Raw genomic sequence first — 12,369 nt, 5'->3', positions numbered from 1 at the left:
ACCGGGAGCCCCCGCCAAGGAGGATGGCACCATGGTCACGCTCGATCAGCTCCGGCACAGCGGATCCCGACAGCGCCGCATGTGGCTCGTGGTCGGCCTGGTGCTTCTCCTGCTGGCCCTCGCGGTCCCGATCGGACTCACCGTGCTCCGCCCAGACGGGTCCGGGACGTCGAGCGAACCCGCCCCGGCCGGCGGCCTGCCCGAGCAGGGGCAGGGCTACGCCCCCGTGGCGCCGTCGCCCCCCGCGGCGGACGGCGACGTCTCGCGGGACGGGGCGGATACCGCCAAGGGGGCAGGCGCGATCGGCTCCCTCGGGACCAAGCTGGCTCGGACGGCGTGGCTCGGGGTGAAGGTGACCGACATCTCCGGCGCCAGTGCACGAGTTCGGGCCATCGCCCAGGCAGCCGGAGGGCAGGTCCTCTCGGAGAGCATCGTCACCGCGCCCGACCCGACCGGCTCCTTCGGTGCCACGAAGGGCGAGGCCGGCATGCCCGAGGATGCCGTCGTCCCGCCCGTCGGCGTGAACGAGGCGCGGCTCACCCTCGGCATCCCTGCTGACCGGCTCGACGCCGTGCTGGCGGACCTGTCGTCCGCGAGCATCGGAACGGTCTCCTACCGCTCGTCCCAGTCGGAGGATGTCACCGAGACGTACGTCGACACGCAGGCCCGGATCCAACCGGCGAAGGACTCCATCGCCCGGGTCCGCGCGCTCATGGTCAAGGCGACGACCCTCGACCAGATCGTCCTGCTCGAGAGCGAGCTCTCTCGCCGGCAGGCGGACCTGGACTCTCTCGTGCAGCGGCTCGCGGAGCTCGACCGGCGCACCACGACCTCGACGGTCTCGGTGACCCTCTGGACCGACGCGACCGTCTCACCCGAGCCGGAGGCCAACGGCTTCCTGCAGAGCCTCGAGCGGGCCTGGAACGCATTCCTCGACTCGATCGTGGTCGTGGTGACGGGGCTGGCCGTCCTGCTGCCCTGGCTGCTCATCGCGCTCGTCGTCGCGTGGTTCGTCCGGCGCTGGCTGCGTCGGCGGGGCACGGGAACGCGGCCCGCGACGGACTGACCACCCCCCTGCTGCCCGGACCGCCCAACGGCGGCGTCGCCAATGGGTGTGGGCGCTCAGGCGATGCGGCGACGGACCATGTCGGCGACGTCACGGACCTCGCGGACGTGCAGGGCGTGGGCGAGGGCGAGGTAGACGATGACGAAGAGCATCCCGGCGAAGGCCAGCACGATGCCGCTGGTGAACAGCCGGTCGACCCAGCTCGAGGGCGCCGTCGGGTCACCGAGGATCGGTGACAGCACGGTCATGGTCCCCCAGGCGAGCAGCCCGGCCCCACCAGCCGCGAGACCGATCCGGGCGGTGGAGTCGACGATCTCGGCTAGCCCGAGGAGGCCGAACCGTCTGCGGAGCAGGATGATGCCCGTGGCGGAGCTGGCGACGTTGCCGATGGTCTGTCCAGCGGCGACGACCGCGATCGCCCACTGGGGCTCCAGGGCGAGCGTGATCAGGCCGCCGGTGAGCGAGATCGTCGTGAGCACCGCCTGCATGAGGAGCGGGGATCGTCCGTCCTCCAGGGCGAAGAAGACCCGGTAGCAGAGCAGGTCGACGCCGAACGGCACGATGCCGAGGATCATGACGACGAGAATGATCCCGCCCAGCTCTATCGAGGGCCCGTCGATGCCGGGGTTGAGCAGGGCGACGATGGGGGTCGCGGCCACCATGACGAACACCATGACGGGGACGTTGGCGACCAGTGGCAGCCGCATGCCCCTGCGGAAGTCGGCCTTGAGGGCGGGGACGTCGTCGTCGGCGGCCGCCTTCGACAACCGTGGGAAGAGGGCCGTGATGATCGAGACCGCGATGAAGGCGTGCGGGAGCATGAAGATCGTGAAGGCCACTGCGTAGACCGCCGTGCCGCGTTGCGGGTCGTCCGGCGGGCGGCCGGATCTCGCCACCGCCGTGTTGAGCACCCACTGGGTGATGAAGAACCCGACCTGCGAGACCGCCAGCCCGACGAAGGCCCAGACTGCCAGGCGACTGACGCCACCGAGACCCACGCCTCGCAGGCCCCACCGGGGCCGGTAGCGGAAGCCGGAGCGGTACAGCGCAGGGAGCAGCCAGGCGGCCTGGGCGATCACGGACACAGTCGCCGAGCCGGCGAAGAGCCAGATCATCGGCGCTGTCCACTGGTCGGGGGGCCGGTGCAGGGGCTGCCCCTGGGCGTTGACGACCTGTGGCGCCGGGAAGACGGCGATGAAGACGAGGAGGCCGACCACCGCAACGACGTTGGCGACGAAGGGAGCCCAGGCGAACGCCCCGAAACGGTTCCTCGCGTTGAGGATCTGGCCGAAGAGGGCGAACGCGCCGTAGAAGAAGATCTGCGGGAGGCAGATGAGGGAGAACGCGAGCACGAGCCGCTCGAAGCCGGCCCCTCGGCCACCGGAGAGCAGCGACACGAAGAGACCGGCCCCGAGCACGACGAGGACCGTGATGGCGGCCATGACCACGAGGGCGACGGTGACGACCCGGTCGGTGAACTCCTTGCCGCCGTCCTCGAGCTTCATGGCTCGGGTCAGGGCCGGGATGAGCACCGCGTTGAGGATCCCGCCTGCGGCGAGCAGGTAGAAGACGTTGGGCAGGGTGTTGGCGAGGTTGAACGCGTCGCCGGCATCGATCGTGCCGATGATGGCGGTCAGGAGCCCGGCCCGGACGATGCCCAGCGCGCGGGACGCCATCGACCCGCCCACCATCACAAGGCTCGACCTGGCGAGCGACCCCTGCGCCATCAGCGCGCCGACACCTCGTGGACCAACGCGGTCACCCTGGTCAGCACGTCGGGGTCGACGTTGGGGAGGACACCGTGCCCGAGGTTGAAGATGTGGCCCGGAGCGTGCCGGCCCTCCTCGACGATCTCGCGGACCCGACGCTCGAGTGCCTCCCACGGAGCGAACAACAGGGCCGGGTCCAGGTTGCCCTGCACCGCGTGGTCGGGGCCGAGTCGTTCGACGGCGTCGGTGAGGCTGACTCGGTAGTCGACGCCGACGACCTCGGCGCCCACGTCACCCATGAGCCGGAGCAGCTCGCCGGTGCCGACGCCGAAGTGGATGCGGGGGACGTCGAGATCGGCCACGGCCGCAAGGGCGGCAGCAGAGTGCCGCTGCACGTACCTGGCGTAGTCCGCCTTGGACAGGGCGCCGACCCAGGAGTCGAAGAGCTGGACGGCGCTGGCCCCGGCCGCAGCCTGGACGCGGAGAAACGCGCCCGAGATCTGGGCGAGCCGGGCGCAGAGGGCGTCCCACAGCTCTGGGTCCCCGTGCATCAGCGCCTTGGTGTGCTCGTGGTTCTTCGACGGACCACCCTCGACCAGGTAGGAGGCGAGGGTGAACGGGGCCCCGGCGAAGCCGATCAGCGGGGTGGGGCCGAGCTCGACCGCGAGCTGCCGGACCGCCTCGGTGATGTAGGGGACGTGCTCCGGGGTGAGCTCGACGAGCTGATCGAGGTCCTTGTCCTCGCGGATCGGATGTGCGACGACCGGCCCGACGCCGGGAACGATGTCGAGGTCCACGCCGATGGCCTTGAGCGGCACGACGATGTCGCTGAAGAAGATCGCGGCGTCGACACCGTGCCGGCGCACCGGCTGGAGGGTGATCTCCGTGATGAGGTCGGGTCGCATGCATGACTCGAGCATGGGGATGCCCTCGCGCACGGCCCGGTACTCAGGCAGCGAACGTCCTGCCTGCCGCATGAACCACACGGGGGTCCTGGAGACGGGCTGTCGGCGGGCGGCTCGGACGAGGTCGCTGTTGCGGGGGCTGCTCGGCTCCGCCGGGGCGGACGCGGGGGGCGGGACTGGGGTCGGCACCGCTCAATCCTGCCACGCGAGCAGGCATGACCCGGCCACCCGCCCCGGCGTGCCCTGCGGACAAAAGGACCCCGGCGGCATACCCTCAACTGGTGCACACGAGAACGTTGCCGGGCAACCACGGCGCGGACTTCGCGAAGGTGCTCAGCGCCCTGCGCGATGTTCGAGTGCGCTCCGAAGTGCGCCTGACCGAAGTGCCCGCCCCCACCAGAATCGCGCCGTTCGCCGCGGCCCTGACCGCCGACGTCCTCGATCCCGCTGATCCCGACGCGGAGCTCGCCACCGGGCGCTTCGTCGTCCTGCACGACCCGGCCGGCCCGGATACGTGGGACGGCACGTGGCGCGTCGTGACCTTCGCCCGCGCCGAGCTCGAGCCGGAGCTCGCGGGCGACCCGATGCTCGGGGCGGTCGGGTGGTCCTGGCTGACGGACTCGCTCGCCGGCCGCGCCGTCGGCTGGACCGCGGAGGCCGGCACGGTCACCCGCGTCCTGAGCGAGAGCTTCGGAGGTCTCTCCGACCGCCACCCGAGTGTGGAGATGGAGATCCGGGCCTCGTGGACCCCGGTGAGCGGCGCCCTCACCGAGCACCTGCGCGCCTGGGCCGACCTCCTGTGCACCATCGCCGGGATCCCTCCCCTGCCCGACGGCGTCGTGCCGCTGCCCGGGCAGCGCCGGTGACCGCGGAGCCGAGCTCGCCGGGGCCTGGTCCTGTCGACTCGGACGAGTCACTCCAGCCCCTCGAGGCCCCGCAGGACCTTGGGTCCCACCAGTCCCCGGAGCCGGTGCAGTCGACCCGGGTGCTGACCCCGTTGACCGTGCCGGGTGACGGGGTCCCGGACGTCATCACCGACGAGCGGGCTCTGGCGCGCGCCTCCGCGGCCATCGCCGCGGGCTCCGGGCCGGTGGGGATGGATGCCGAGCGAGCCTCGGGCTACCGCTACGGGCAGCGGGCCTACCTCGTCCAGGTGCGGCGCGAGGGCGCCGGCACCTTCCTCTTCGACCCGGTCGCGTTGCCGGACCTCACCCCGCTCCAGGATGCGATCGGCGAGGCGGAGTGGATCCTCCATGCGGCGACCCAGGATCTCGTGTGCCTCGCCGAGGTCGGCCTGCGGCCGCGCCTCCTCTTCGACACCGAGCTCGGCGGGCGCCTCGTCGGCCTTCCCCGGGTCGGCCTGGGCGCCATGGTCGAGCACTACCTCGGCCTGCAGCTGGCCAAGGAGCACTCCGCGGTCGACTGGTCCGTCCGCCCCCTCCCCGAGCCGTGGCTACGCTACGCGGCGCTCGACGTGGAGGTCATCGTCGAGCTGCGTGACGCCGTGCGTGAGGACCTCGACCGGCAGGGCAAGGCCGCCTGGGCTGCCGAGGAGTTCCAGTCGCTCCTGCAGTTCACCGGCCCGGAGCCGAGAGTCGACCCGTGGCGTCGGACCTCCGGCATCCATCGCATCCGCGCCCGCCGCGGCACCGCCATCGTCCGGGAGCTGTGGCTCTGGCGGGACGCGCTGGCCAGGCAGCGTGACGTCTCCCCCGGCCGGATCGTCCCGGACGCCGCGATCGCGGAGATCGCCATCTCCCTCCAACGGGCCGAGCGCCCGCCCCGCACCCTCACCTCGTCCGACCCGCGCCTCGCCCGGTCCATCCGCCGCCACCAGGAGGCGCTCATCGAGGTGGTGGCCGAGGCCCTGACGCTCCCCGAGGACCAGCTGCCCCCGCTGACCCTGCCCGCCACCGGTCCCCCGCCTCCGCGCACCTGGGCCGACCGGGACCCGGTGGCCGCGGCTCGTCTCGCCCGAGCCCGTGAGCTGCTCGGCGGGCTGTCGGAGGAGCTGGCCATCCCCGTCGAGAACGTCCTGACCCCCGACCTGTTGCGGCGCTACCTGTGGGAGGGCCCGCCCGCCCCGACCACCGCCGACGTCGCCGAGGAGCTGTCCGGAATGGGCGCACGCACGTGGCAGACACGGCTGGCCGCCCCCCTCATCGCCCGGGCCTGCGCCGAGCACCCCCGTCCCTGACGCCCATCGGCCACCCCGGGGGCCTCCCACCACAGGGTGGCCCCCGTGAGGACCGTCACCACCTCAGGCGTTGGCCGAGAAGTTACTCGGCAGTAGGATCGGCGGGAACGTCCCCTCGCCCTAGGAGTCACCGTGCCCCGCCAGCTCAGTGAGGTCGTCTTCGTCGACGGCGTCCGAACCCCGTTCGGCAAGGCGGGTGAGAAGGGCATCTATGCCCAGACCCGCGCCGACGACCTCGTCATCCGCTGCATCAGGGAGCTGCTGAACCGCAACCCCGCTCTCCCCAAGGACCGCGTCGGCGAGGTCGCCATCGCGGCGACGACACAGATCGGCGACCAGGGGCTGACCATCGGCCGGACGGCAGCCCTGCTCGCCGGCCTCCCGCAGTCCACACCCGGCTACTCCATCGACCGGATGTGCGCCGGCGCCATGACCGCCGTCACGACCACGGCGAGCTCCATCGCCTTCGGGGCCCTGGATGTCGCCATCGCCGGTGGCGTCGAGCACATGGGGCGCCACCCGATGGGAGAGGGCGTCGACCCCAACCCCCGCATCCTCGCCGAGAAGCTCGTCGACCCCGACGCGCTCGTCATGGGCAAGACCGCCGAGAACCTCCACGACCGCTTCCCGCAGCTGACCAAGCAGCGCGCCGACGCCTTCGCCGTCGGCAGCCAGGAGAAGCTCGCCAAGGCCTACGCCAACGGCAAGATCCAGGCCGACCTGGTCCCGGTCGCCGTCCGCCACGCCGAGCTGGGCTGGGGGCTGGCGACCGCTGACGAGCCACCCCGTCCGGGCACGACCCTCGAGGACCTCGCCGCGCTCAAGACCCCGTTCCGCCCGCACGGCAACGTCACCGCGGGCAACGCCGCCGGCCTCAACGACGGCGCAACCGCCTGTCTGCTCGCCTCCGAGGCGGCAGCCGCCGAGCTCGGACTGCCCGTCCGGATGCGTCTGGTGTCGTACGCGTTCGTCGGTGTCGAGCCGGAGGTGATGGGCGTGGGCCCGGTTCCGGCGACCGAGCGGGCCCTCTCGCACGCCGGCCTCACCATCGACGACATCGGGCTCCTCGAGCTCAACGAGGCGTTCGCCGTCCAGGTCCTGGCCTTTCTCGACCACTTCGGCATCGCCGACGACGACCCGCGCGTCAACGAGTACGGCGGCGCCATCGCCGTCGGCCACCCCCTGGCGAGCTCGGGCGTTCGCCTCATGACTCAGCTGGCGCGCCAGTTCGAGGAGCACCCCGAGGTCCGCTACGGCCTGACCTCGATGTGCATCGGCCTCGGCATGGGCGGCACCGTGATCTGGGAGAACCCGCACCACTCCGACTACCGGTCCGACTACCGGTCCGATCCCCAGCCAGTCCAGGCCCACCCCGCCCAGCTCGATGACCCCGGCACGGCCGGCCAGGAGGAGCACCAGTGACCACCACCTCGACCACCACCTCGACCACCACCTCGACCACCACCTCGACCACCACCTCGGCGACCGCCGGGGCGAACGCCGGCCTGGAGTTCGGCAACGAGGTCGTGACGCGCGCGCACGTCCGCGACGTTGCGCTGCCCGGGGGCGCGGGCACCCTGGCGCTGATCACACTGGACAACGGCTTCGACCACAGCAAGCCCAACACCTTCGGCCCGGCGTCCATCGCCGGCTTCCACGCCGCCGTCGACGCGGTGCGGGCCCGGGCGGAAGCAGGAGAGATCAGCGCGGTCGCGGTCACGGGCAAGCCGTTCATCTTCGCCGTCGGAGCCGACCTCACCGGGGTTCCCCTCATCACCCAGCGGGAGCAGGCGATCGCAGTGGCCCGCTCGGGGCACGCCGCCTTCGCTGCATTCGCGGACCTGCCGGTCCCGACGTTCGCCTTCGTCAACGGTGCCGCGATGGGTGGTGGCGTCGAGCTCGCTCTCTCGGCGACCTACCGGACGATCAGCGCGGGGGTGCCCGCCGTCGCACTTCCCGAGGTGTTCCTCGGTCTGGTCCCCGGGTGGGGCGGCTGCTGGATGCTGCCCAACCTCGTCGGCGTCGAGAACGCCCTCAAGGTCATCATCGAGAACCCCTTGTCCCAGAACCGGATGCTCCGGGGCCCCGAGGCGTTGACGCTCGGCCTGGCGGACGCGATGTTCGAGCCGGCCGACTTCCTCGAGCGCTCGATCGAGTGGGCAGCCGCAGTCGTCACCGGCGCGCTCACGGTCGACCGGCCCGAGGTGGACCGTGACGAGGGCACCTGGAGCACCGCGGTCGCCAAGGCCAGGGCCTTCGCTGACCTCAAGACCGGACGTCAGGCCAGGTCGCCCTATGCCGCCCTCGACCTCGTCGCCGCGGCTCGCACGGCCCCCCGGGACGAGGGGTTCGCTGCCGAGGACGAGGCGCTGGCCGACCTCATCATGAGCGACGAGATGCGTGCCGGCCTCTATGCCTTCGAGCTCGTCCAGAAGCGGGCCAAGCGCCCTGCCGGCGCACCCGACAAGGCACTGGCCCGGCGCGTCACCAAGGTGGGGGTCGTCGGCGCGGGCCTCATGGCCAGCCAGCTCGCACTCCTGTTCATCCAGCGGCTCCAGGTGCCGGTCGTGCTCACCGACATCGACGACGAGCGGGTGGCCAGAGGTGTCGGCTACGTCCACGCGGAGCTCGAGAAGCTCGCCGGGAAGGGTCGCCTCGGCCCCGATCGGCTCAACCGCTACCGGGGTCTCGTGTCGGGGTCGACGAGCAAGGCAGGCTTCGCGGACGCCGACTTCGTCATCGAGGCGGTCTTCGAGGAGATGTCGGTCAAGAAGCAGGTGTTCGCCGAGCTGGAGGAGATCACGAGCCCCGAGTGCGTCTTCGCGACGAACACCTCGAGCCTGTCGATCTCCGAGATGGCGTCCGAGCTCGAGCACCCTGAACGCGTCGTCGGCTTCCACTTCTTCAACCCGGTCGCCGTCATGCCCCTCCTCGAGATCATCCCGGGCCGGCAGACCGACGAGGCCACCCTGGCCACCGCCTTCGCGGTCGGGCGCGAGCTGAGGAAGACCTGCATCCTGGCGGCCGACCGCCCGTCCTTCATCGTCAACCGCCTGCTCGGTCGGTTCATGGGCGAAGCGGCCCGGATCCTCGACGAGGGCACGCCCATCGAGGTGGTCGACCGCGCCTTCGCGGGCCTCGCACCGATGCCACCGTTCGTGCTCATCGGCCTCGTCGGTCCGGCCATCGCGCTGCACAACGGCGAGACCCTCGTGCGGGCCTTCCCGGACCGCTTCTACGCCTCGCCGACCCTGCAACGCCTCGTCGAGGCGAGGCTGCCCGGCTTCTACGACCTCAGCTCGGGCAGGCCGGTGCTCCTCCCCGAGGCGGCCGCGCTCATCGAGCAACCAAGCGACCCGGTCGTGCTCGATGTCCGCGAGGTCCGGGCGCGCGTGCTGGCGGTGCTCGCCGACGAGGCCCGTCGCATGCTCGACGAGGAGGTGGCCCAGTCCCCGATGGACATCGACCTGGCGATGATCACCGGGGCCGGCTTCCAGTTCTGGAACGGTGGCATCACCCCACTCCTCGACCGCACCGGCGTCGCCGAGAAGGTCACCGGTCACCGCTTCCTGCCGCCGGGTCTGTCGACCCTGCCCTCCTGAGGGCAGCCCCGAGGCCGTATGTCGCTGGGCTCGCACGCCACCCCGCGCCCGCCGAGCGGGTGGCTGGGTCCGAGCCCAGCGGCATACACCGGATGTTCTCGCGGGCAGGAGTCGGGACGTTCGGCCCTCCACGACGCGAGCCACGCCGTGCAGGCTCGTGCTGCTCGGCGCGGGCAAGCGTGCGCTGCAGGAGGAGGCCAGGGACATGATCGTCATCATCGGTGGGACCGGACGTCTGGGTGCACTGGTCGCAGAACAGGTCGCGGCTCTCGGGGAGAGGGCGCGGGTCGTCGCCCGGACACAGCCTCCCCGGGCCGTTGCCCCGGCGGAGTTCGTGGCCGCCGACGTCCGCGCCCCGGAGACGCTGCGGGCTGCCCTGGAGGGGGCTGATGTGGTCGTGTCGGCCGTGCACGGCCTGGACCCGAAGACGGGCCAGTCCCCGGCCGGCGTCGACCGGGACGGCAACCGCAACCTCATCGCTGCCGCTCGCGACGTCGGGGCGCAGATCGTGCTCGTGTCGGTCATCGGCGCCAGCCCGCAGCACCCGATGGAGCTCTTCCGGATGAAGGCAGCGGCCGAGCAGGCGCTGCGGGACGGGCCGGAGGACTGGACCATCGTGCGCGCATCCGCCTTCGCTGAGACGTGGGCCGACATCGTGCGGAGCACGACGGGCCGCAGGGGCGTCGCCAAGGTGTTCGGGCGCGGCGAGAATCCGATCAACTTCGTCGCCGTGGACGACGTCGCCGCCGCGGTGACGCGAGCCGCGACCGACCGCTCACTGCGCGGCGAGGTCATCGAGGTCGGCGGCCCGGAGAGCCTCACGATGACCCAGCTCGCACGCCTGGTGACGGGTCGGCCCGAGGTCGGACACATCCCCCGTGCCGCGCTCAGGGTGCTGGGTGTGGTGCTCGCCCCGGTGCGACCGGGAGCGGCCCGGCTGATCCGCACCGCTCTCGCCCAGGACTCCGCGGATCTCCGCTTCGACCCCGCAGCGAGCCGCACAAGACATCCGTGGTTGGGCTGCACGCCGATCGAGCACGTCCTCGCCGCCCCGACCCCGCTTGAGTTGCAATAACTCATATATGAGTTAGCCTCGACCCGTGTCTGAAAGCTACCTCACCCGAATCGGCGGCCTGATCCGCGACGCCCGTCGCCACAAGGGCATGACCCAGTCCGAGCTCGCAGAGCTCCTCGGGACGTCCCAAGGGGCGGTCACGAGGATCGAGGCCGGCAAGCAGAACCTCAGCCTCGACATGCTCGCCAAGATCGGCGACGCCCTGGACTCCGAGTTCGTCTCGGTCGGGCACTCCGGGCCGCAGCACCTGCGCATCGTCGGCGGCAAGCAGCTCTCCGGATCGATCGACGTCAAGACGTCGAAGAACGCCGCCGTCGCGCTGCTCTGCGCCGCGCTGCTCAACAAGGGCCGGACGACGCTGCGCAGCCTCGCCCGCATCGAGGAGGTCAACCGGATCCTCGAGGTCCTCGCCTCGATCGGGGTCCGCACCCGGTGGCTGCCCGACAGCAACGACCTCGAGATCACCCCTCCCGACCGGCTGCACCTCGAGGACATCGACGTCGCGGCTGCCCGGCGGACCCGGACCGTCATCATGTTCCTCGGCCCGCTCCTGCACGAGTACCCCGAGTTCCAGCTCCCCTACGCCGGTGGCTGCGACCTCGGCACCCGCACCGTCGAGCCGCACCTCGCCGCGCTCCGCGCCTTCGGGCTCGAGGTGACCGCAACCCATGGCTTCTACCAGGCGCACTCGGACCGGAGCGTCAACCCGACGCGCGCCATCGTCCTCACCGAGCGCGGCGACACCGTCACCGAGAACGTCCTCATGGCAGCGGCTCGCCACGACGGCGCCACGGTCATCCGCAACGCCTCCCCCAACTACATGGTCCAGGACCTCTGCTTCTTCCTCGAGCGGCTCGGCGTCCGGATCGAGGGCATCGGCACGACCACCCTCGTCGTCCACGGCCGGTCGCACATCGACGTGGACGTCGACTATGCGCCGAGTGAGGACCCGATCGAGGCGATGAGCCTGCTCGCGGCGGCCGTCGTGACGCACTCGGCGATCACCATCCGTCGTGCCCCCATCGAGTTCCTCGAGATCGAGCTGGCCACGCTCGAGGAGATGGGGATGAAGTACGACCTCAGCTCTGAGTACACCTCCGCCAACGGCAAGACCCGGCTCGTCGACATCACCACCGTTCCCGGCCCGCTCCGCGCGCCCACCGACAAGATCCACCCCATGCCGTTCCCGGGGCTCAACATCGACAACCTGCCGTTCTTCGCTCTCATCGGGGCCGTGGCCGAGGGCAGCACGATGATCCACGACTGGGTGTACGAGAACCGGGCGATCTACCTCACCGAGCTGACCAAGGTCGGCGCTCGGGTCCAGCTGCTCGACCCCCACCGGGTCATGATCGAGGGCCCCACGCGCTGGCGAGCGGCCGAGGTCGTCTGCCCGCCGGCGCTCCGCCCCGGAGTCGTCGTCCTCCTCGCCATGCTGGCCGCGCCCGGCACGTCGGTGCTGCGGAACGTCTACGTCATCAACCGCGGCTACGAGGACCTCGCCGAGCGCCTCAACGCCCTCGGCGCCACGATCGAGGTCTTCCGGGACATCTAGCTGTACTGACCGGACAGGTTGGTCGAGTCGGTGTGACGACACGGTGTGACGTGACGTGAAGGGAGGACCCTCCCGCGGTTGAGTGGAACTGCTGAAGGTTCACTCGACAGGAAGGTCCTCCCATGTCCCACGCTAACGCAGCCCTGACTCCCCGCGCCCGGCTCAAGGTCGCCCGCCTCGTCGTCGAGGACGGCTACCCGATCAGCGAGGTCGCGGCCCGCTTCCAATGCTCCTGGCCCACCGTGAAGCGGTGGGTCGAC

The 12,369-nt window shown here is 71.3% G+C and carries 10 protein-coding genes; 8 read left to right on the top strand and 2 right to left on the bottom strand.

Annotation, left to right across the window (positions count from 1 at the left end; translation table 11 throughout):
• Nucleotides 1-31 precede the first annotated feature (31 nt).
• Nucleotides 32-1,066 carry a DUF4349 domain-containing protein gene (locus ABWV20_RS18375; RefSeq protein ID WP_353357764.1) on the top strand — a complete coding sequence of 345 codons (1,035 nt, stop codon included), beginning with the start codon at nt 32-34 and terminating at the stop codon, nt 1,064-1,066.
• A gap of 56 nt (nt 1,067-1,122) precedes the next feature.
• On the opposite strand, the gene murJ is transcribed toward ABWV20_RS18375, so the two are convergent.
• Both murJ and hemE read right to left on the bottom strand, forming a co-directional pair.
• Nucleotides 1,123-2,793 carry a murein biosynthesis integral membrane protein MurJ gene (gene murJ, locus ABWV20_RS18370; protein ID WP_353357762.1) on the bottom strand — a complete coding sequence of 557 codons (1,671 nt, stop codon included), beginning with the start codon at nt 2,791-2,793 and terminating at the stop codon, nt 1,123-1,125.
• The gene (hemE, locus tag ABWV20_RS18365) at nt 2,793-3,869 is read right to left on the bottom strand and encodes a uroporphyrinogen decarboxylase (RefSeq protein WP_353357760.1); all 1,077 of its coding nucleotides are present in this window, start codon (nt 3,867-3,869) and stop codon (nt 2,793-2,795) included. Before hemE ends, murJ begins: the two co-directional genes overlap by 1 nt.
• Before the next feature lie 92 nt (nt 3,870-3,961).
• Between hemE and ABWV20_RS18360 the strand changes: the two genes are divergently transcribed.
• The 7 genes from ABWV20_RS18360 to ABWV20_RS18330 form a co-directional block, all read left to right on the top strand.
• Nucleotides 3,962-4,546, top strand: coding sequence for a DUF3000 domain-containing protein (locus ABWV20_RS18360; RefSeq protein ID WP_353357758.1), 585 nt, complete (start codon nt 3,962-3,964; stop codon nt 4,544-4,546).
• The gene (locus tag ABWV20_RS18355) at nt 4,543-5,877 is read left to right on the top strand and encodes an HRDC domain-containing protein (protein ID WP_353357756.1); all 1,335 of its coding nucleotides are present in this window, start codon (nt 4,543-4,545) and stop codon (nt 5,875-5,877) included. Before ABWV20_RS18360 ends, ABWV20_RS18355 begins: the two co-directional genes overlap by 4 nt.
• Before the next feature lie 132 nt (nt 5,878-6,009).
• Entirely contained in the window at nt 6,010-7,299 is a 1,290-nt protein-coding gene (locus ABWV20_RS18350; RefSeq protein ID WP_353357754.1) for a thiolase family protein, read from the top strand.
• Nucleotides 7,300-7,382: 83 nt separating this feature from the next.
• Entirely contained in the window at nt 7,383-9,479 is a 2,097-nt protein-coding gene (locus tag ABWV20_RS18345; protein WP_353357975.1) for a 3-hydroxyacyl-CoA dehydrogenase NAD-binding domain-containing protein, read from the top strand.
• A gap of 157 nt (nt 9,480-9,636) precedes the next feature.
• Nucleotides 9,637-10,554 (top strand): SDR family oxidoreductase, encoded by a 918-nt coding sequence (locus ABWV20_RS18340; RefSeq protein WP_353357752.1) that lies wholly within the window; start codon nt 9,637-9,639, stop codon nt 10,552-10,554.
• 25 nt (nt 10,555-10,579) lie between these two features.
• Nucleotides 10,580-12,109, top strand: a complete 1,530-nt coding sequence (locus ABWV20_RS18335; protein ID WP_353357750.1) for a helix-turn-helix domain-containing protein — start codon at nt 10,580-10,582, stop codon at nt 12,107-12,109.
• Between the two features lie 122 nt (nt 12,110-12,231).
• Nucleotides 12,232-12,369 (top strand): helix-turn-helix domain-containing protein (locus tag ABWV20_RS18330; RefSeq protein WP_353357973.1); only part of this gene is annotated, 138 nt, incomplete at its 3' end.

Source organism: Intrasporangium sp. DVR (genome assembly GCF_040365325.1).
Lineage (GTDB): Bacteria > Actinomycetota > Actinomycetes > Actinomycetales > Dermatophilaceae > Intrasporangium.
The sequence above is the reverse complement of the archived record's forward strand: the minus strand, read 5'-3'. Positions and strand labels throughout refer to the sequence as shown.